12 protein-coding genes and 11 pseudogenes are annotated in these 20,643 nt (G+C 53.2%); 15 read left to right on the forward strand and 8 right to left on the reverse strand.

Going from position 1 to position 20,643, the window contains the following annotated elements; translation table 11 throughout:
* Nucleotides 1-335: pseudogene (locus ACWWJF_RS00005) on the reverse strand (radical SAM protein); the annotation flags it as partial.
* Between the two features lie 101 nt (nt 336-436).
* Between ACWWJF_RS00005 and ACWWJF_RS00010 the strand changes: the two are divergent.
* Entirely contained in the window at nt 437-1,471 is a 1,035-nt protein-coding gene (locus ACWWJF_RS00010) for an IS481 family transposase (protein WP_455868298.1), read from the forward strand.
* Nucleotides 1,472-1,528: 57 nt separating this feature from the next.
* On the opposite strand, the pseudogene rimO (ACWWJF_RS00015) reads toward ACWWJF_RS00010, so the two are convergent.
* From rimO (ACWWJF_RS00015) to rimO (ACWWJF_RS00025), 3 genes and pseudogenes are all read right to left on the reverse strand, one after another.
* Nucleotides 1,529-1,660 (reverse strand): annotated as a pseudogene (gene rimO / locus ACWWJF_RS00015) (30S ribosomal protein S12 methylthiotransferase RimO); the annotation flags it as partial.
* A 2-nt stretch (nt 1,661-1,662) separates the two neighbouring features.
* Nucleotides 1,663-2,994 (reverse strand): IS4 family transposase, encoded by a 1,332-nt coding sequence (locus tag ACWWJF_RS00020; protein WP_455868299.1) that lies wholly within the window; start codon nt 2,992-2,994, stop codon nt 1,663-1,665.
* 124 nt (nt 2,995-3,118) lie between these two features.
* Nucleotides 3,119-3,679 (reverse strand): annotated as a pseudogene (gene rimO, locus ACWWJF_RS00025) (30S ribosomal protein S12 methylthiotransferase RimO); the annotation flags it as partial.
* A gap of 231 nt (nt 3,680-3,910) precedes the next feature.
* Between rimO (ACWWJF_RS00025) and ACWWJF_RS00030 the strand changes: the two are divergent.
* The gene (locus tag ACWWJF_RS00030; RefSeq protein WP_455868300.1) at nt 3,911-5,044 is read left to right on the forward strand and encodes a PQQ-dependent sugar dehydrogenase; all 1,134 of its coding nucleotides are present in this window, start codon (nt 3,911-3,913) and stop codon (nt 5,042-5,044) included.
* Between the two features lie 40 nt (nt 5,045-5,084).
* Here ACWWJF_RS00030 and ACWWJF_RS00035 read toward each other — a convergent pair.
* Nucleotides 5,085-5,657 (reverse strand): annotated as a pseudogene (locus tag ACWWJF_RS00035) (glutathione S-transferase N-terminal domain-containing protein); the annotation flags it as partial.
* Between the two features lie 71 nt (nt 5,658-5,728).
* Here ACWWJF_RS00035 and ACWWJF_RS00040 point away from each other — a divergent pair.
* The 7 genes and pseudogenes from ACWWJF_RS00040 to ACWWJF_RS00070 all read left to right on the forward strand — a co-directional run.
* A pseudogene (locus tag ACWWJF_RS00040) lies at nt 5,729-6,352 on the forward strand (IS110 family RNA-guided transposase); the annotation flags it as partial.
* A gap of 77 nt (nt 6,353-6,429) precedes the next feature.
* A protein-coding gene (locus ACWWJF_RS00045) for an IS3 family transposase (RefSeq protein WP_455868301.1) occupies nt 6,430-7,598 on the forward strand; the annotation gives its coding sequence in 2 pieces (ribosomal slippage) (nt 6,430-6,685 and nt 6,685-7,598; 1,170 coding nt in all).
* Nucleotides 7,597-7,985 (forward strand): annotated as a pseudogene (locus ACWWJF_RS00050) (transposase); the annotation flags it as partial. The gene ACWWJF_RS00045 and the pseudogene ACWWJF_RS00050, both read left to right, overlap by 2 nt.
* A 573-nt stretch (nt 7,986-8,558) precedes the next feature.
* Nucleotides 8,559-9,410, forward strand: a pseudogene (locus ACWWJF_RS00055) (MetQ/NlpA family ABC transporter substrate-binding protein).
* 84 nt (nt 9,411-9,494) lie between these two features.
* Complete coding sequence (locus ACWWJF_RS00060) at nt 9,495-10,511, forward strand: methionine ABC transporter ATP-binding protein (protein ID WP_455868302.1); 1,017 nt, start codon at nt 9,495-9,497, stop codon at nt 10,509-10,511.
* Nucleotides 10,504-11,163 carry a methionine ABC transporter permease gene (locus ACWWJF_RS00065; protein WP_455868303.1) on the forward strand — a complete coding sequence of 220 codons (660 nt, stop codon included), beginning with the start codon at nt 10,504-10,506 and terminating at the stop codon, nt 11,161-11,163. Before ACWWJF_RS00060 ends, ACWWJF_RS00065 begins: the two co-directional genes overlap by 8 nt.
* A gap of 306 nt (nt 11,164-11,469) precedes the next feature.
* The gene (locus tag ACWWJF_RS00070) at nt 11,470-12,639 is read left to right on the forward strand and encodes a serine hydrolase (RefSeq protein WP_455868371.1); all 1,170 of its coding nucleotides are present in this window, start codon (nt 11,470-11,472) and stop codon (nt 12,637-12,639) included.
* On the opposite strand, the gene deoR is transcribed toward ACWWJF_RS00070, so the two are convergent.
* A complete protein-coding gene (gene deoR, locus ACWWJF_RS00075; protein WP_455868304.1) occupies nt 12,636-13,409 on the reverse strand; it encodes a DNA-binding transcriptional repressor DeoR in 774 nt (257 codons plus the stop codon). The genes ACWWJF_RS00070 and deoR overlap by 4 nt on opposite strands.
* Before the next feature lie 284 nt (nt 13,410-13,693).
* Between deoR and ACWWJF_RS00080 the strand changes: the two are divergent.
* The 4 genes and pseudogenes from ACWWJF_RS00080 to ACWWJF_RS00095 form a co-directional block, all read left to right on the forward strand.
* Nucleotides 13,694-14,844: pseudogene (locus tag ACWWJF_RS00080) on the forward strand (IS256 family transposase).
* A pseudogene (locus ACWWJF_RS00085) lies at nt 14,841-15,371 on the forward strand (helix-turn-helix domain-containing protein); the annotation flags it as partial. The pseudogenes ACWWJF_RS00080 and ACWWJF_RS00085, both read left to right, overlap by 4 nt.
* A 74-nt stretch (nt 15,372-15,445) precedes the next feature.
* A protein-coding gene (locus tag ACWWJF_RS00090) for an IS3 family transposase (protein WP_455868305.1) occupies nt 15,446-16,614 on the forward strand; the annotation gives its coding sequence in 2 pieces (ribosomal slippage) (nt 15,446-15,701 and nt 15,701-16,614; 1,170 coding nt in all).
* Between the two features lie 13 nt (nt 16,615-16,627).
* Nucleotides 16,628-16,867: pseudogene (locus tag ACWWJF_RS00095) on the forward strand (transposase); the annotation flags it as partial.
* A gap of 28 nt (nt 16,868-16,895) precedes the next feature.
* Here ACWWJF_RS00095 and ACWWJF_RS00100 read toward each other — a convergent pair.
* Nucleotides 16,896-18,584 (reverse strand): aspartate:alanine antiporter, encoded by a 1,689-nt coding sequence (locus tag ACWWJF_RS00100; protein ID WP_455868372.1) that lies wholly within the window; start codon nt 18,582-18,584, stop codon nt 16,896-16,898.
* A 360-nt stretch (nt 18,585-18,944) separates the two neighbouring features.
* Between ACWWJF_RS00100 and ACWWJF_RS00105 the strand changes: the two are divergent.
* Nucleotides 18,945-19,314, forward strand: a pseudogene (locus tag ACWWJF_RS00105) (inner membrane protein YbjM).
* 63 nt (nt 19,315-19,377) lie between these two features.
* Here ACWWJF_RS00105 and ACWWJF_RS00110 read toward each other — a convergent pair.
* The gene (locus ACWWJF_RS00110; RefSeq protein ID WP_455868306.1) at nt 19,378-19,641 is read right to left on the reverse strand and encodes a GrxA family glutaredoxin; all 264 of its coding nucleotides are present in this window, start codon (nt 19,639-19,641) and stop codon (nt 19,378-19,380) included.
* A 263-nt stretch (nt 19,642-19,904) separates the two neighbouring features.
* On the opposite strand from ACWWJF_RS00110, the gene nfsA reads away from it, so the two are divergent.
* The gene (gene nfsA / locus ACWWJF_RS00115; protein ID WP_455868307.1) at nt 19,905-20,627 is read left to right on the forward strand and encodes an oxygen-insensitive NADPH nitroreductase; all 723 of its coding nucleotides are present in this window, start codon (nt 19,905-19,907) and stop codon (nt 20,625-20,627) included.
* Nucleotides 20,628-20,643: the final 16 nt, after the last annotated feature.

Raw genomic sequence — 20,643 nt, forward strand, 5'->3', positions numbered from 1 at the left:
CCTACGCGATCCAGCCGTGCCTCGCTCAGAAAATCGAGCAGCATTTGGAAATCTTCTTCGGTTTCACCGGGAAAAACGACAATAAAGGTGGAGCGCAGCGTCAGCTCGGGACACATCGCGCGCCACTGTTTTATTCGCTCCAGCGTGCGTTCTACCGCGCCGGGACGTTTCATCAGCTTGAGAATTTTCGGGCTGGCATGCTGCAATGGAATATCCAGATAGGGCAGGATCTTGCCTGCGGCCATCAACGGGATCACGTCATCCACGTGTGGATAGGGGTAAACATAGTGCAACCGCACCCACACGCCCAGTGAGGCAAGCTGTTCACATAAGCTGTATTAGTCGCGACTTGATCTGACACTGGACCTTGAAAGGTTGAGAGTTACCGGTTTTGATATGGGTGTCGAATCCTTATACAAAACACGAGGTAACTCTCATGCTTCATACTAACAATCCCATCATCAAACACAAAGCCGGCCTGCTCAATCTCGCCGAAGAACTCGGTAACGTATCAAAAGCCTGTAAAATCATGGGGGTGTCACGCGACACGTTTTATCGCTATCAGGAACTGGCGGCAGAAGGCGGCATTGACGCTCTGGTTAACCAAAACCGCAGGGTTCCCAACCTGAAAAACCGTGCTGATGAAGCCACTGAACGTGCGGTTGTTGATTACGCCATTGAGTTCCCGGCTCATGGCCAGCACCGGACCAGTAATGAGCTGCGTAAAAAAGGCGTCTTCATTTCTGGCAGCGGTGTGCGCTCCATCTGGCAACGACACGATCTGGAAAACTTTCGTAAGCGCCTGAAGGCACTTGAGGAAAAAGTTGCCAGAGAAGGCATCGTACTTACTGATGCTCAAATCGCTGCACTGGAGAAGAAGGCGCACGACGACGAAGCCTGTGGTGAAATAGAGACTGCTCACCCGGGTTATCTGGGGTCGCAGGACACCTTCTACGTGGGTAATCTGAAAGGTGTTGGCCGTATCTACCAGCAGACGTTCGTGGATACGTACTCGAAAGTGGCGCACTGCAAGCTTTACACGAGTAAAGCACCGATCTCTGCCGCCGACCTGCTCAATGATCGCGTGCTGCCGTTCTACGAAGCTCAGGGGCTGCCAATGCTAAGAATACTGACGGACAGGGGGACGGAGTACTGCGGTAAAGTGGAACAACATGACTATCAGCTGTACTTGGCTATCAACGATATAGACCATACGAAAACGATGTCTCCGCAGACAAACGGTATCTGCGAGCGCTTCCATAAAACTATTTTGCAGGATTTTTATCAGGTTGCGTTCCGTAAGACGTTATACGAGGACCTAGAAAGTCTACAAAAGGATCTGGACAACTGGTTGTGGCATTACAATAATGAGCGAACTCATCAGGGTAAAATGTGCTGCGGGCGTACGCCAATGGCCACGTTACTTGATGGTAAACGAGTCTGGGCAGAAAAAAATCTGAACCAGATTTAATCTGACAGACACCTGTATAAATAACCGGTAACTGTCAGATCAGGTCTGAGCTAATACACATAAGCTGACCATGCTGGTTTTTACCGGTTGTCCGTTCCAGAAGCCAGTGCGCTGTTTCACATCGGCACCGTAGGCCGAGGTATCCTGAGAAATCACCAGCAGCTCTTTCACACCCGCTTCAACCCACCTCGTTATACACATCTCTGTTCGTGCCTGAGCGCGCGTAGCGTTTCGGCGGCCGTCATTACTTTCTGCAAGCCTTTCCAGATAGTTTTTGCGCCTGGTTCACCGTCGCCTTTTCGAGCAAGAAAGCCTCCGAGTTGCGCAACTAAGCGCAATACTTCGTTTAGCTTAGGGCGGCCCTTGGGCATACGCTTGTTCATCAGTAGGTAAGCTCCATGAGTCTCGTCGGAATCAAAGAACAACATTGCGTCTAGCTCTGGACAGGTTCGTCCCATACGCATTAAATAGGCGATGCGCCATGCCACGATCATGAACAGCGCCAATGCCCGCTCAATGCGATCCACGGTCGATAACTGTAACGCTTCGACACAGCAGCCGTTCTTCAGCATATTGAAGAACATCTCGATTTCCCATCTAGCCCGATACCAGTCGATCAGCTCCACGATATCTTCTCGTCCTTCAGGTACGCGATTGCTCAGCAACCGCCACTCGACCGGCTTCACGCCTGCTGGCGGCTCAATTTCCTTGGCTATCACACAAGTCACTGCCAACCCGCAACGCAGCGACACTCGCTTCACGCGCAGCGCCTGTTTCACCGTACGCGCCTTCTGCCCCGCGCGAGCCGCCATAACGAATTGGATTTCTCCCACCGGCACGGTCTTTCCAACCTTCTGCCAAAGCTTCTCATTACAGTCCAGACTGCGATTATGAGTCGAGCGGATCAACCAGTCAGCCGGAGTGCCAAGGTCATCAGCGAGCTGCATCAACGCCTTGATATCCGCTTCGCGATCGGCTAAGTACACCAGACGTGTGTTTGGCAACTCCGAGGCGAGTTCAGCAACTCGCTCGTATCCCTCGAGCCAGCGCGTACTCTCCTTGATCCCATCGCGTTTTCCGTCTGCATCCTTCGGCTCTCTTGCCCACATCCACGCATCCAGTACGCCCAACCCCACGCGATCCGGACTGACCGCGTAGGTCGGATGCAGGTACAGACCACGCCTGGCTTCGTAGTTCAAGGGACCCAAGCCTTGGATTTGCTGCCCGTTGAAGTCAAGCTCGGTAGTGTCTTGGATACACAGCACAACCTCGTGTTCTCGGATCCTTTCCTGCGTACGCTGCCAGTGAGGTTGCAGAATGTCTCGCCATTCGAATGCTTGGTTCTCCATGAAGCGGTAAGCACCCAGCGTCTCAGACCATCCGAGGCACGCATGCGGAATGCTGGCTTGCGGATTCTCAGCCAGCCGTATCAAAAGCCCTTTGGCACGCTTATTTAGCCTCGTGTCACCAAGATTTACCCCTTCCAGTTCTTGGTGTACCCAGCCATCTGAATCCCGTGTCATTTTTCAGCGCCGTAAATGGCGATAGTACACGTCGGTTTCACTTCATTTACAACCCCACCGGCTGCCTATTTCAGCCCGCTAACCCTTGGCATATAAGGCGTTGCGGACTTGTGTATAACGAGGTTGCTTCAACCAGGCGTTTGGCTTCATCCAGCACGCTGCCAATGGGGCGGCTATCCAAATCTCCGCGCATCGACGGAATGATGCAGAAGGTGCAGCGATGGTTGCAGCCTTCAGAAATTTTCAGATAGGCATAATGCTTGGGGGTCAGCTTGACGCCCTGCGCCGGGACCAGACTGGTAAAGGGATCGTGCGCCGGTTTGGGAACATAGTGATGCACATGCGAGATCACCTGCTCATAGCTGTGCGGCCCAGAGATTTCCAACACTTTCGGGTGCACTTCACGGATTTGGTTCTCTTTGGCACCGAGGCAACCGGTAACGATCACTTTGCCGTTTTCGTTCAGTGCTTCGCCAATGGCTTCCAGCGACTCTTGCACCGCGCTGTCGATGAAACCGCAGGTATTGACGATAACCACTTCGGCGTCATCGTAGGTTGGCACAACCTGATAGCCCTCATTGCGTAATTCGGTCATGATACGCTCGGAATCGACCAGGTTTTTCGGGCAACCGAGACTGACAAAACCGACTTTCGGCGCGGCGGCAGGTGTTTTTGTGTGGGACATTCAACGTTACTCACTTTGCATCAATAGCGCGGGATTTTAATGGCATTACGGCAAACATTATACAGCTAAGTGTGGGGGTAATGCGAGAACGTGGCGACATGTGCTATCAGGTGCGCGATTTACGTGTTCTGGACGAGCTAACGTCAAGAAAAGTAAAACGTCGCTGCTTTTTTTGCGTGCCGTGGTCGCGCTGCCTACAGTTAGTGAAATGCCTTGCCAAGGAGCCCTACCATGCTGTTTCCATTGACCCGCATCGTTACTGCCCTTGCTCGCGGTTTGTTGTTGTTTGCGCTTACTGTGGCCACGCCGTTGCTGGCGGCACAGCCTACGGTGACCGAGTTGCAAGATAAACTGGACCACCCCTGGTCACTGGCCTTCTTGCCGGGAAATAATGGCATGTTGATCACTGAACGTGCCGGGCAATTGCGGCACTGGCAGGAGGGAAAGGGGCTTTCTGCACCGATTGAAGGCGTACCGGCGGTATTTGCCAAATCTCAGAGAGGCTTGCTGGAAGTCGCTTTAGCCCCGGATTTTGCACAAAGCCGTCGTATTTACCTGAGCTTTGCCGAAGTGGGCGATGATGGCAACGCGGGTACAGCCGTGGGCTATGGGCGTTTATCTGAGGATTATCGCCATTTGGAGCAGTTCACCGTATTCTTCCGCCAACAGCCCAAACTCTCCAGCGGTAATCACTTTGGCGGTAAGTTGGCTTTCGATAAAAACGACATGCTGTTTATCTCGCTCGGTGAAAATAACCAACGACCCACCGCGCAGGCGCTGGATAAGCTGCAAGGGAAGATCGTACGACTGACGGCTGAAGGCAAAGTCCCTGTCGATAATCCCTTTGTGAACAAGGCCGGGGCGCGACCCGAAATATGGTCGTACGGCCATCGTAATCCGCAGGGGCTGGCCTTTAACCCGCTTACCGGAACCCTGTGGGAGCACGAGCATGGTCCGCGTGGTGGCGATGAAATCAACTTTCCCGCCGCCGGGAAAAACTACGGTTGGCCATTGGCGACGCACGGTATCAACTACTCTGGGCTGAAAATTCCGGAAGCGAAGGGAGCCTGTGTGCCGGGCATGGCCGATCCTGCGCACGTGTGGGAAAAGTCGCCAGGGATAAGCGGTATGGCATTTTATCAGGACGAGCGCTTCCCGCAGTGGAAAAATTCGGTGTCTATCGGCACGTTGGCCGAGCGCAACCTTATACGCCTAACGCTGGAGGGTGATCGAATCCTGTTTGAGGAGCGCTTGCTGGCGGATCGCAATGAACGAATTCGCGAAGTCAGGGTGGGACCGGATGGCTACCTGTACCTGCTCACCGATGACAGCAATGGCAAATTGCTGCGTGTCGGGCTGAAATAACCGGCGCACTTCGTTAGAGAATGGCGCCGGATAAGTCGCATCAGGTTAGCGGCAACATGACCGTGTCGCGGAAAGCGGGGCGTGCGGTCAACTGCTGATACCAGCGTTCCAGATGTGGCAATGACGGGCGCTCGATGTCCATGTTAAACCAGCCATACGCGATACATCCCAGAGGAATATCGCCAATACCGAATGGCGGCCCGGGCAGCCAGGGTTGACGGGAGAGTGCATCGTCAGCGATAGCCAGCAGGCGTTCGCACTCTGCTTTCTGTTTGGCAATCAGGGCAACATCACGCTGTTCAGGCGCAGTGCGCACTAGGCCAATAAATACGGTGCCAAACGGCACGGCCAACGATATTGCCCAGTCCATCCACTTTTCTGCATTGGCACGCTGACCGTGATCGGCCAGATACAGGCTCTGCTGACCGTATTTGGCGGCCAGATAACGAACGATGGTATTGGATTCCCACAACACCAGATCGTAGTCTTGCAGGCAGGGGATTAGCCCGTTTGGGTTCATCGCCAGATAATCCGCCTCGCGATTACGGCCAAACTGACCGCCAGCTGGAATGTGCTGATAACTCAACCCCAATTCTGCGGCGAGCCAGCGGACTTAATGAGATGGTCACCCCCACTCTGTGAGCGGTACGCTGGCAGGGTGTTTTTCTTTCAGGAGAGGCCATCATGGAAAACGTTACTCTTATTGGTATCGATCTCGGTAAACATTCTTTTCATATTCATTGCCAGGATAAGTCAGGTAAAGCGCTTCTGCGTAAGAAGTTTACGCGCACAAAGCTAATGCAGTTTTTGGCGACGTGCCCGCCCTCGGTTGTTGTTATGGAAGCTTGTGCCGGTGCACACTTTATGGCGCGGCGTATCAATGATAGCGGCCATGAAGCAAAACTTATCTCTCCGCAATTTGTGCGCCCGTTTGTCAAGGGCAATAAAAATGATTTTGTTGATGCAGAGGCGATATGTGAAGCCGCATCCCGGCCGTCAATGCGTTTTGTTCAGCCGAAAACGGAAGTTCAGCAGGCGATGCGAGCACTGCATCGGGTCAGGGAATCTCTTATCAGAGATAAAGTAAAAACCACTAACCAGATCCACGGTTTTCTGCTGGAGTTTGGGATAAGCCTGCCAATCGGCGAGGCGGTAATAAAGCGACTGTCTCTGGTGCTGGCTGAGCACGAAATCCCCGCATACCTGAGCCGTCTGCTGATGAAGTTACATGCCCACTATCTTTACCTTGTCGAGCAAATAACAGCGCTGGAATCAGAATTAAATCAGTCAATCAAAGCTGATGATACTGCACTGTAGTGGCACACTGATACTAGCCACCTGAGCGGAGGTGATATGCTCACCTCATCAACACGACAGGTGACCTCATGGGTAAACATTTTACGGCGGAATTTAAGCTCGAAGCCGCAAAGCTGGTTGTCGACCACGGCTACACATACGTTAAGGCCGCAGAGGCGGTTAATGTCAGCCATTCTGCCATTAGTCGCTGGGTCAATAAGCTTCGCCTTGAACGACAGGGAAAAACGCCAACGGGACTTCCTCTTACCCCTGAACAGCTCGAGCTGCGTGAGATGAAGAAAAAAGTCCAATACCTTGAAATGGAGAACGAAATCCTAAAAAAGGCTACGGCGCTCTTAATGTCGGACTCACTCAACGGTTCACGGTAGTCGACAGGCTGAGGGCGCGATACCTGGTCACGGCGTTGTGCCAAACTTTTGAGGTACATCGCAGCAGCTACAGGCACTGGCAGGCTTCCGCTAATGAACCCGACGGTGAGCGCGTGGTTAAGTGTAGCCGCGTCATGGAAGCCTGGAACGCCAGCGGCGGCTCTGCCGGCGCTCGAAGTATCGCGACCATCGTCACCGGCAGCTCCGGTGTCAAAATGGGGCGCTGGCTGGCTGGCAAGCTGATGAAGGAGCTGGGTATCGCCAGCTGCCAGCGACCGGCTCACAAATACAAACGCGGCGGCAATGAACACGTTGAAATACCGAACTATCTCAACCGCCAGTTCGCGGTTACCGCGCCGGATCAGGTCTGGTGCGGCGATGTGACCTACATCTGGACGGGCAAATGCTGGGCTTACCTTGCGGTGGTGCTAGATCTGTTCGCCCGCAAACCGGTGGGCTGGGCCATGTCGACGTCGCCGGACTCGGCGCTGACAGTTAAAGCGTTGCAGATGGCCTGGGAACTCCGGGGACAACCAACAGGAGTCATGTTCCACAGCGACCAGGGCAGCCACTATACCAGCCGTCAATACCGGCAAGCCCTGTGGCGCTGCCGGATAAAGCAGAGTATGAGTCGGCGGGGTAACTGCTGGGATAATGCGCCAATGGAGCGGTTCTTCCGCAGCCTGAAGACAGAATGGGTGCCGACAAAGGGTTACAACAGCTTCAGCGAAGCCCAGGACGCGATTATCCGCTACATCACGGGGTATTACAGCGCTATCCGGCCTCACTGGTATAACGGCGGCTTAACTCCAAACGAATCTGAGCGACTGTTCTACATACAGTCTAATGCGGTGGCCAATATTAGTTGACCACTACACACAGCGAATTATGACAATTCCAGGCGTCGGTCCGATTACTGCCAGCTTACTTTCATCACAGTTCGGCGATGGAAAACAATTTTCATGTAGCAGGGATTTTGCGGCTTCCACAGGGCTTGTACCGCGACAATACAGCACAGGAGGCAAACCGCTCTGCTGGGGATAAGCAAACGAGGTGATAAAAATTTACGCAAACTTCTGGTTCAATGTGCCCGCTCGTTCATGATGCGACTTGAATATCAGCAGGGCAGGCTTGCTGAATGGGTTCGGGGGCAACTTGATAACAAACATTCAAATATTGTCGCCTGTGCTCTGGCAAACAAACTGGCGCGAATAGCCTGGTCAATCACAACTAATCACAATGAATATCAGGCCTGATGTTATGTAGAACTAAATCAACAGACTGATTATTAAGTAATTAAACAGCAGTTACCTATCTGGTTTTGCGAAGACTGATTATTGATGACATGAAAGGCATATCGGCCTGCTGAAAAACCTGACGACAAAAATGGCTCACTGAAGCCGAGGGCTTTTTCAGGTTCACCAGGCGCGGAACTCATCGAGGCGCGGGCATCTCGCCCACAGAGACGCCGGATAGATTGAAGCAAGCCCACCATTAGTCAAAAATCAGTGTTGCAAAAATGGGGGTGACCATAGATTTTGACATTACTCGAATTCTCTCGGCCCCATAAAGTAAGCATGATAACCCTCTGATGGCGAATGGGAGGACGCGCGTTGACGCCCCGGCAGCAACAGCACCAACCACTATACCGGGTTTTCAACGGCGCGGGGGATAAGAAAAGGGAATTATCATCCTGAATAGCATGCTGTTTTGATCCCGGCTTGCCTGTGCTAACGTGTCGCCGACATAAAGATATGCCAATTTAATCTTTATCATCCCAAAGCGGATTTTTCATAATGCAGTACACAATATAAAACAGGGAAACCACAATGACTTTGACCCATCGTTTTCGCGCTTTGCTGGGCGCAGCGCTTCTTTCGGCACTGCCGTTTGTGGCGGGCACTTCCACGGCATTCGCCAGCACCGATCCGCAGACGTTGACCTTTGGTGTGGCACCCGGTCCTTATGGCGACATGGTAAATCTGACCATCAAACCGCAGCTTGAGAAAAAGGGCTACAAAGTGGTGGTACGTGAGTTTAGTGACTACGTGCAGCCCAATTTGGCGTTGGCAAACGGCAGCATTGATGCCAACCTGTTCCAGCATTCGCTCTATCTGGAAAAGTTTGCGGCTGACAAGGGCTTGAAACTGGAGACGTTGATCATCGTGCCGACGGCGAGCATGGGGTTCTACTCCAAAAAAATCCACTCGCTGGACGAGTTGAAAAAAGGCGATGTGATTACGTTGTCCAACGATGCGACCAATCTGGCTCGCGGACTGCGTTTTTTGCAATCGCTCGGGTTGATCACCATCAAGCCGGAACTTGATGCCACTAAAGCATCAGAAAAAGATATTGTTGATAACCCACGCGGTCTGGTATTCAAACCGCTGGAAGCAGCCCAACTGCCGCGCACGCTGGATAGCGTCACCGCATCGCTGGTTAACGGTAACTTTGCGTTTGCTGCTGGGCTGAAACTGTCCACCGCGCTCAAGCTGGAAACGTTGGACTAAAACCTGAAAAACGTGATTGCCGTGCGCGGGGACGATATTGATAAGCCGTTCGCCAAAGATATCAAAGCCGCAGTGGAATCCGAGGAGTATGCTGCTGCGATCAACGCACCGGGCAGCGTGTTCAGTGAATTCCAGAAGCCAGAATGGATGAAGGCGCGTGCCGCACAGTAAGTCAGTATAAGTCCGATAGCGTGTTATTATCCCGGCCTTTGGCCGGGATAATGTTTTTGGCCGGGATAAAACAGATAATCGGTGATGATAGAACTCAACGCGATTAGCGTGAATTTTTCGCAGGGGAAAGTGGGCGCAACGGCGGCGGTAGATAACGTCAGCTTGCGTATCCAGCAGGGCGAAATTTTTGGGATTGTGGGCACCAGCGGTGCGGGGAAAAGTACCCTGTTGCGTACAATTAACCTGTTGCAACGCCCGACAAGCGGCAGTGTCACGGTGAATGGCGTCACGATCAGTGATTTAAGCGGCAGTGAGCTGCGCCGGGCTCGTCAGGGCATTGGCATGATTTTTCAGCATTTCAATCTGATGCAGACGCGTACCGTGGCGGAAAACGTCGCGTTCAGTTTGAAAGCAGCGGGCAAATCTCCACAGGAAATTGCCCAGCGCGTGCCTGAAATGCTGAGCCTTGTCGGATTGTCCGATAAGGCGGATGTCTATCCTTCCCGTTTGAGTGGTGGGCAGAAACAGCGCGTCGGCATCGCACGCGCGATTGCCAACCATCCCGAAGTGCTGCTGTGCGATGAGCCGACCTCGGCCCTCGATCTGGAAACCTCTGCCGCCATCCTGTTGCTGCTCAAAGAGATTAATCAGCGCCTGGGGATCACCATTGTGCTGATTTCTCATGAAATGAGCGTCATCAAGACGGTGTGCGATCGCATGGCGGTAATGACGCAAGGCCGCGTAGTGGAAGAAGGTGAGGTGTCCGATGTGTTTGCTGCACCGCAACATCCGTTCACGCAACAGTTGGTCTCCCACACGCTGAATCTGGAATTGCCCGCTCGCCTGAAAGAAGAGCTGCAAGGCACGTTGCTGAAAATCCTGTTTATCGGCGATTCCGCCGAGCAGCCGGTGTTATCTGATGTGGCAGTGCGCTATGGCGTTTCGGTCAACATCTTGCACGGCAAGATTGAATATATTGGCAACCGTGCGTTCGGTATTCTGGTGGTGTTATTGACCCACCCGACGGATAGCGAGCAACTGGCTGCCGCTATCCATTATGTTCAGACCCGCACGGCGCGTGTGGAGGTGTTACATGGGTGATTTTTGGCTTGACCTGACCGTTGCGTTTGGCGAAACCTTTCAGATGGTCAGCATCGCGACGCTGTGCGCCATTGTCGGAGGCCTACCTTTGGGTCTGTTGATCTTTGTCACCGACAGAAACCTGTTTTGGCAAAACCGTGCGGTGTATTTATGCAGCACGATTTTGGTCAACATTATCCGCTCTATCCCGTTTGTCATCCTGCTGGTGTTGCTGTTGCCGCTTACCCAGATTTTGCTGGGTAACACCATCGGTCCGGTGGCGGCATCGGTGCCGATGTCGGTAGCGGCGATGGCGTTTTATGCACGTCTGGTGGACAGCGCCCTGCGCGAAGTCGACCCCGGCATTGTCGAAGCGGCCGAAGCGTTCGGCGCCAGCCCAATGCGTATTATTGCGACCGTACTGCTGCCGGAAGCCAAGGCGGGTTTGTTGCGCGGTCTGACCATCACCCTGGTCAGCTTGATTGGCTACTCCGCGATGGCGGGTATTGTGGGCGGTGGTGGCGTCGGTGATTTAGCGATCCGCTTTGGTTATTACCGCTATGAAACGCAGGTGATGGTGGTGACCGTGGTAGCGCTGGTTATTCTGGTGCAAGTGGTGCAGATGCTGGGTGACTGGTTTGCCAAGCGTGCGGATAAACGCGATCGTCGCTAACGTTCTGTTACCGGCGAGCGGTCCATGCCGCTTGCCGGTTATCCCTTCCTTCCATGAGAAAACTCTCATAACGTATTTATAAATCAGCGTATTTTCTAGACGTTTTCATTTCTTTGAGTATCTTTACAGAGTAGGTCGTTTCATTGTCGGGCGGCGGGCGGTAACGTTTACAGCTTATTGCCATTCGTTGCAAAGAATATCGAAATCTGATCAGATTAACTGCACGACTTACGACATGGAGGACGCATGAACACCACGGCCCATTTCCCCCAGGCGCGATTTTCCAAGGCCGCGTGCTCCCGCTTGATGCTATGCAGCGCAACGCTGCTGTGGCTGGCACTAACCCCACACGTATACGCCGAACAGGCACCTGCCGCGCCGCAGATCGAAGCTAAAGCCTTTATTCTCATGGATTACCACAGCGGCGTGGTTCTTGCGGAACAGCGAGCGGATGAGCGACTAGATCCCGCCAGCCTGACGAAAATGATGGCAAGCTACGTTATCGGTCAGACGATAAAAACGGAAAAAATTAAACCAGACGATCTGGTTACCGTCGGTAAAGATGCTTGGGCAACGGGTAATCCGGTGCTGCGGGGATCGTCGCTGATGTTTTTGAAACTCGGCGATAAAATTCCGGTTTTGGAACTGAATAAAGGCATCGTTATCCAATCGGGCAATGATGCCAGCATTGCGTTGGCCGACTATGTGGCGGGCAGTCAGGATGCGTTTGTCAGCCTGATGAACACCTATGTCAAATCACTCAACCTCACCAATACCCACTTCCTCACCGTGCACGGACTGGATGCTGCTGGCCAGTACAGCACGGCGAGTGATATGGCGCTGCTGGGGCAGGTGTTGATTCGCGATGTGCCGGAAGAGTATGCCCTGCATAAAGAAAAAGAATTCACCTTCAATAACATTAAGCAGCCCAACCGCAACCGTTTGTTGTGGAGCAGCAACCTGAATGTTGACGGCATCAAAACCGGGCATACCAGTGGTGCTGGACACAATCTGGTGGCATCCGCGACGGAAGGTAACATGCGGTTAATTTCTGTGGTCCTGGGCGCACCAACGGATGCCATTCGTTTTCGCGATAGCGAAAAGCTGCTGACATGGGGTTTCCGCTTCTTCGAAACAGTCACGCCAGTTCAGGCCAATACCACGTTTACCACACAGCGTGTCTGGTACGGTGCGCAGAGTGAAGCACGGTTAGGGGTTGCTGACGATGTCGCACTGACGGTGCCTAAAGGGCAAATGCGCAACCTGAAAGCCAGTTTTACTCTGACGTCGACACATCTACAGGCTCCGTTGGCGAAAAACCAGGCAGTCGGTACCGTAGATTTCCAGTTGGATGGCAAAGTTATTGCCCAACGACCGCTGGTGGTGCTGGATGACGTTCCTGAAGCCGGTCTGTTCGGGCGACTGTGGGATGCGATATGGCTAACCCTGACCAAATGGTTTGGCGGCTGGTTTTAACTGCCGGGATAGATCAGCATGATGCCGTTGTCGAGCGCGAAATCCTGATAGGTGCCCTGCGGGGCGCAGTCGGTCACCAGCGTATCGAACTGCGTCAATGCGCCGATAGCGGCAGGCTGTATCCGGCCAAACTTGCTGCTGTCGGCCACCAGAATAGTGCGCTGAGATAGCGCCATCGCCCGGTGTTTTATATCCAGCTCTGCAAAATTAAAACAGGTTGCTCCCTGCTTGAGATCGACCCCTGCCGCCGAGATGAACGCTTTGTTGGTGCAGATCGGGTCCAGTTCACTCTGTCGGGTCAGCGGCGTGAAAATCGCATTATCGGGGTGGAATTCCCCGCCGCACAAAATGACTTTGGCAGTGGGTTTGGCTTGCAGCGCCAGAAAGGTGTTCAGGGAGTAGCTGACAGCGGTAAACGGCAGATCTTCATCGATGGCATCGATAACAAAGGGCAGGGTGGTGCCGCAGTCAAAAAAAACGGTGTCGCCCGCCTCGACCAGTTGTGCCGCCAGGCGGCCCGCCACACGTTTCTCCGGCACCTGCTGGTTCTGCTGATCGGACACGAAGTAGTGACCCATGGCGCTGCTCTGCGGATCGTTAACCACGTAGCCGCCCAAGAGAATCACGCTGGCTGGCGTGGCGTTCAGGTCGCGACGCACGGTCATTTCGGATACGCCCAACAATTCTGCCGCTTGTTTCAAGTGCAGCCGATCGCCATTCTTCAATGCCTGAGTCAGTTTGTTGATCCGTGCTGCGCGCCGAGTTTCCATCGTGTGGTTATCCCTTGTGAGTTCGGCTTAAATAGTATCATCCAATAGAATCGGGTCGCAAAGAGAAGTCTGGTGGGTAAGAAAAGGCCCATCATTCTTGAACCTGAAAAGGCGGGAACGACGGGCTCCTCAATAAGGGGATTTCAAAGAAAAGCAGCGGCACTTATTCAGACGCCCTGCATGCGAAAAAGTTCGGTTTTATTTAAAGAATAGACCCTGTACATAAATTTGTGTAATTGCCTGATTTTGATATGTTCAATCCAACATCAAAAACAGGTTAATTTATGGACGAAAAACAGTTGCAGGCTCTGGCTAACGAACTGGCCAAAAATCTCAAAACCCCTGGCGATCTCAGCCAATTCGATCGCCTGCTGAAGAAAATCAGCCCAAACCGGGGGCCAACTCCCGCAACGGCTATTCCACAAACACCGTGACCACCGGCGATGGCCCGCTGGAACTGCGTACTCCGCGCGATCGTGATGGCTCCTTCGAACCACAACTGGTGAAGAAAAACCAGACCCGGATCACCGGGATGGATAACCAAATCCTGTCCCTGTACGCCAGAGGGATGACCACCCGCGAGATAGCGTCTGCGTTCAACGAGCTGTATGACGCGGATGTCTCACCGGCGCTGGTCTCGAAGGTCACCGACGCCGTGATGGAACAGGTTACTGAATGGCAAAATCGTCCACTGGATGCAGTCTATCCCATTGTTTACCTTGACTGTATCATCCTGAAGGTCCTACAGGACAGTCGCGTCATCAATAAATCCGTGTTCCTGGCACTGGGTATCAACATCGAGGGCCAGAAAGAACTGCTGGGTATGTGGCTGGCCGAAAACGAGGGCGCGAAGTTCTGGCTCAATGTGCTGACAGAACTAAAAAACCGCGGCCTGAACGATATCCTCATCGCCTGTGTCGACGGTCTGAAAGGCTTCCAGGACGCCATCAACGCGGTGTCTCCGGAAGCCCGCATCCAGCGGTGCATCGTGCACATGGTACGCAACAGCCTGAGGTTCGTCTCTTGGAAGGACTACAAAGCCGTCACACGCGACCTGAAAGCCATCTATCAGGCCGCTACGGAAGAAGCAGGCCAGCAGGCGCTGGAAGCATTCGCCAGCGCATGGGACAGCCGCTATCCACAGATAAGCCGGAGCTGGCAGACGAACTGGAGCAATCTGGCAACGTTCTTCGCTTACCCGGCAGATATCCGCAAAGTCATCTACACAACCAACGCCATCGAGTCGCTGAACAGTGTGATCCGGCATGCGATTAAAAAACGCAAGGTGTTCCCGACTGACGACGCAGTGAAAAAGGTGGTGTGGCTGGCAATTCAGTCGGCCTAACAGAAATGGACGATGCCACTGCGGGACTGGCGTATGGCAATGAGCCGTTTTATTATCGAGTTCGGTGACCGCCTGGACGGTCACTACTGAGAAAGGCATTTACACAGAATCATGTACAGGGTCTTCCGTGGCAGGTAAGGTCCCTTTCTCTCGATGAAAATGCCGGTTCTGTTTCTGTCACTTTGGGAATCGCTGAAAACACCCGGTTAGCCTGTCCGACCTGCGGTAAATCCTGTTCTGTTCACGATCACCGTCATCGTAAATGGCGGCACCTCGATACCTGCCAGTTCACCACGCTGGTTGAAGCAGAGGTTCCCCGCATTATGTGTCCGGAGCATGGCTGCCAGACGTTGCCTGTTCCGTGGGCAGGGCCTGGCAGCCGGTATACGCTGCTGTTCGAATCGTTCGTGCTCTCATGGCTGAAAATCAGCACCGTTGATGCTGTCAGGAAACAACTTAAGCTCAGCTGGAATGCGGTTGACGGCATTATGATCCGGGCCGTTAAGCGAGGTCTTGCCCGGATAAAAAAGCCATTATCCTCCCGTCATATGAATGTGGATGAGGTCGCCTTTAGAAAAGGGCATCGTTACATAACGGTGATCTCCGATCGCAATGGACTGTAGTGGCACACTGATACTGGCCACCTGATCGGAGGTGATATGCTCACCTCATCAACACGACAGGTGACCTCATGGGTAAACATTTTACGGCGGAATTTAAGCTCGAAGCCGCAAAGCTGGTTGTCGACCACGGCTACACATACGTTAAGGCCGCAGAGGCGGTTAATGTCAGCCATTCTGCCATTAGTCGCTGGGTCAATAAGCTTCGCCTTGAACGACAGGGAAAAACGCCAACGGGACTTCCTCTTACCCCTGAACAGCTCGAGCTGCGTGAGATGAAGAAAAAAGTCCAATGCCTTGAAATGGAGAACGAAATCCTAAAAAAGGCTACGGCGCTCTTAATGTCGGACTCACTCAACGGTTCACGGTAGTCGACAGGCTGAGGGCGCGATACCCGGTCACGGTGTTGTGCCAAACTTTTGAGGTACATCGCAGCAGCTACAGGCACTGGCAGGCTTCCGCTAATGAACCCGACGGTGAGCGCGTGGTTAAGTGTAGTCGCGTCATGGAAGCCTGGAACGCCAGCGGCGGCTCTGCCGGCGCTCGAAGTATCGCGACCATCGTCACCGGCAGCTCTGGTGTCAAAATGGGGCGCTGGCTGGCTGGCAAGCTGATGAAGGAGCTGGGTATCGCCAGCTGCCAGCGACCGGCTCACAAATACAAACGCGGCGGCAATGAACACGTTGAAATACCGAACTATCTCAACCGCCAGTTCGCGGTTACCGCGCCGGATCAGGTCTGGTGCGGCGATGTGACCTACATCTGGACGGGCAAATGCTGGGCTTACCTTGCGGTGGTGCTAGATCTGTTCGCCCGCAAACCGGTGGGCTGGGCCATGTCGACGTCGCCGGACTCGGCGCTGACAGTTAAAGCGTTGCAGATGGCCTGGGAACTCCGGGGACAACCAACAGGAGTCATGTTCCACAGCGACCAGGGCAGCCACTATACCAGCCGTCAATACCGGCAAGCCCTGTGGCGCTGCCGGATAAAGCAGAGTATGAGTCGGCGGGGTAACTGCTGGGATAATGCGCCAATGGAGCGGTTCTTCCGCAGCCTGAAGACAGAATGGGTGCCGACAAAGGGTTACAACAGCTTCAGCGAAGCCCAGGACGCGATTATCCGCTACATCACGGGGTATTACAGCGCTATCCGGCCTCACTGGTATAACGGCGGCTTAACTCCAAACGAATCTGAGCGACTGTTCTACATACAGTCTAATGCGGTGGCCAATATTAGTTGACCACTACAGGCAGAGATGGCTGGCGCTGGCGGCCAACAGTGACGTTCCCATGATGAAAAACGCGGCGAAAACGATAGGAAAAAGGCTGTACGGGATCCTGAATGCCATGCGACACAGAGTCTCAAACGGAAATGCGGAGGCACTGAACAGCAAGATCAGGCTGCTGAGGATAAAAGCCAGGGGATACCGAAACCGGGAGCGCTTTAAGCTGGGAGTGATGTTCCACTACGGGAAGCTGGATATGGCGTTCTGAGCCTTCCCACCATGATCGGGGAAGACCCTTAAAACGGCAGTTCAGGCCAGATAATGACAATCAGCGAACCGGCTAATGTCAGCAACACGTTGGCGATGGCATAAGTGCCCGCATAGCCGAGCGCCGGGATATTACTGCGTGCGGTATCACTGATGATATCCATGGCGGGCGCACAGGTACGCGCACCCATAATGGCGCCAAACAGCAGCGCCTGATTCATGCGTAGCACATAGGCACCAAACAGGAAACAGATCACCACTGGGATCAGGCTGATCGCCAGTCCTGCAAACAACATTTGTACGCCCACGGAGCCAAAACTGGTGCCGATGGTGCTGCCAGCGCTCAGGCCAACGCCCGCCATAAACACCATGAGACCAAACTCTTTTACCATATTCAGCGCACCCTGCGGGATATAGCCAAAGGTCGGGTGGTTAGCGCGTAGGAAGCCCAGCATGATCCCGGCAAACAGCAACCCGGCTGCACTGCCAATTGCAAAATTGAAGTTACGGAACTGGAAGGTGATAAGCCCGACCATGATGCCGATGATAAAGAAGGCGCAGAACGCGAGCAGATCGGTAACCTGACTGTGGATGGAAATAAACCCGATGCGATCGGCGATGCTTTTCACCCGCCGGGCATCGCCGCTCACCTGTAGTACATCCCCTTTGTTCAGCACCACACCATCATCAATGGGCATTTCGATCTGGTTGCGTACGATTCGGTTTAAAAAGCAGCCGTGGTCGGTCAGTTTTAGCTGGCTGAGACGTTTGCCGACGCCGTTGTTATTTTTGACCACTATCTCTTCGGTGACGATGCGCATATCGAGCAGGTCGCGATCGAACACTTCCTTGCCGTCACGGAAATTGGAATTGAGGCGAGCATGGGCATCCGGGTAGCCCACCAGCGCAATTTCATCACCCAGTTGCAAGGTGGCATCCCCATCAGGCGTGGCGAGAATGCCGTTACGGCGCAGACGCTCAATGGAGCAGCCGGTTTGCCGGTAAATGCCCAACTCGCGCAGATTTTTTCCGTCAGCCCAGGCGACCAGTTCCGGTCCGACGCGATAAGCACGGATAATGGGGAGATACACTTTACGTTGGCTGTCGGGATCGAGACCGCGTTCGCGCGCGATTTGTTGCGCGCTGGTCGGCAGATCCTGATGTTGCAGTTTTGGCAGATAGCGCGCGCCAAAAATCAGGCTGACCAGCCCGATCAGATAGGTAAGCGCATAGCCAAGGCTCAGGTGATCCAACTCGACGCTGAGCTGCGGGTCGACACTGTTAGCATTGCGCAGCGCATCTCCGGCTCCGACCAGCACGGGCGTTGACGTCATTGCACCCGCCAGCATGCCTGCTGTCAGGCCGATATCCCAACCGAAGAGCTTGCCCGACAGCAGTGCCAGCACCAGCGCTGAGCTGACTAACACTAAGGCCAGGGCGAAATAGTTTTTACCGTCACGAAAAAAAATGGAGAAAAAATTAGGGCCCGCTTCGATACCGACGCAAAAAATAAACAGCATAAAACCAAGATTCAGCGCATCGGTATTTATGGCAAAATGTTGCTGCCCTAATAATAACGACACCACTAAAACACCAATGGAATTAACCAGTTGAACGCTGCCTAGCCGTATTTTACCCAGGCACAGCCCCAATGAGAGCACCACAAATAACAGCAGTATGTAATTCCCGTTTAACAACTCAGCGACGTTTATACTCATGGCCTGTAACGTGTTGTTTACTAGTAAGTTATTGATATTAATGAAGGTAAGGGCTAAATTTATTGCCATTCACTCAGAATACTCACTTTAGGGCAATGGCGGAACAGGTCGTGAATAATCCGGCAGCGAAAGCGCGTGATTCGGCACAGGTACCATCCGTTTCCTGAAAATAAATTGCCTGAAGCGTAGCAAGAGTGCTGCCATTTTAGTTGGGTGTTTGTGTTACAGCCAGCCTTTATTTTATAAAAGTGATGCCGCCTTGCTTGTTGTTATATTAGGAATATTCCGATGTTGTTCCGATTAAATACACCTTGCTCGACCTCGTCTTGCGATGTCGGCGTGGGGCAAAGAGAGGCGAATATGGGAAGCAATAAGGGGTGGGTGGGTTCAACCTGCTGTTTTTTTGTTGTTTACCGTGGTGTTTTTGAGTCAAAAAATGGATGTCTTTTCCACAACGGAAACGGGATTTCGGGGAGAGCCTGGAATGCTGTTGTTTTTGCTGCCCGGCATTGTATCCAGCGGTTTATCGGCACGCGGCCGCTTGCGTTATACCTTTCTCGGCGCACTGATGGCCATGCCGCTGTGCCTGATTATCCTGCATTTTTGGCGCGCACCGATGAACGCGTTCTGGCAGGAATTGGCCTATGTGATGAGCGCCGTGTTCTGGAGTCTGATGGGCGCGCTGGGGTTTTTGTTCGTCTACGTCTCGTGCCAGCGGTATTTCCGCTGAAGATAAAAACACCAAAGGCGCAGGGTGCGCCTTTGGTCAGTATGTTGTCGATGCGTTACCGTTTTACTGAAACAGGTTCAGGTTCGCTTTGGCATAGGCTTCGAAATCGGTGCAACCGCCGATGTGTTTTTCGTCCAAAAAGATCTGCGGAACCGTCTCAACCGGCTTACCCACGGTTTTAGACAAGTCGTCTTTGGTGATTCCTTCTGCGTGAATATCAACGTAGCGGAAACTGAAGTTGTCACGTTGTTCGGTCAGTTTTTCTGCCAGCGCTTTGGCGCGAACACAGTAAGGGCAGCCAGGGCGGCCAAAAATAACAGCAAACATGTTAACTCCTTATCAAAACAAAAGGCTGTAAACGATATTATCCTCGTCTTTCTGTGGGGCTACTATGCCCCCATCTGCGCTGAAAAAAAAGTAGTAAATCCCTGTTACATTAATATGTGATGGCTATCAAACCACATAACATACGCTGAGCAGCATTGGTCAGTTGCGACGGCTGACTTATACTGCCTGTTAAGCGCCTGGCTATCCGGTTCACTAAGCCGAACCAGCGATCTTCAGGACACACCATCATAAGGACACGAAGCGTGACGCCAACTATCGATCTGCTGCTAAACCATCGATCTATTCGTGCTTTTAGCACACTGCCCATTGCGCCAGATGCGCGCGACGCCATTATTGCTGCTGCCCAGAGCGCGTCCAGTTCGAGTTTTTTACAATGCAGCTCCATTATTCGCATTACCGATCCTACGCTGCGCCAAACGTTGACCCATTATTGTGGCGATCAGCAGCATGTAGCCGCCGCCGCCGAGTTTTGGGTGTTTTGTGCCGATTTCCATCGCCACCTGGACATTTTTCCGCAGGCGCAAACCGGGATGGCAGAGCAACTGCTGCTGGGATGTGTAGATACAGCTCTGATGGGGCAGAACGCACTGGTCGCGGCTGAATCTCTGGGGCTGGGCGGAGTATTCATCGGCGGTATTCGCAATCACATTGCCGATGTCACCTCGCTGTTGGCGTTGCCACAGCAAGTCTTGCCGCTATTTGGCCTCTGTCTGGGCTACCCTGCCGCGACGCCAGACCTCAAACCGCGCTTGCCCGCCTCGCTGGTGGTACATGAGAATGGTTATCAACCGTTAAATAAAGCGGCGTTGGCACAGTATGACCAGCAATTAGGGTATTACTACCAGCAGCGTGGCAGTAATCGTCGTCGCGACACCTGGAGTGAGCACGTGCAGCGCACTCTGCAAAAAGAGCTGAGGCCCTTTATTCTGGATTACTTGCATCAGCAAGGCTGGGCAATCCGCTAAAACGTGGGTGAGGAAC

The organism is Symbiopectobacterium sp. Eva_TO (assembly GCF_053848865.1).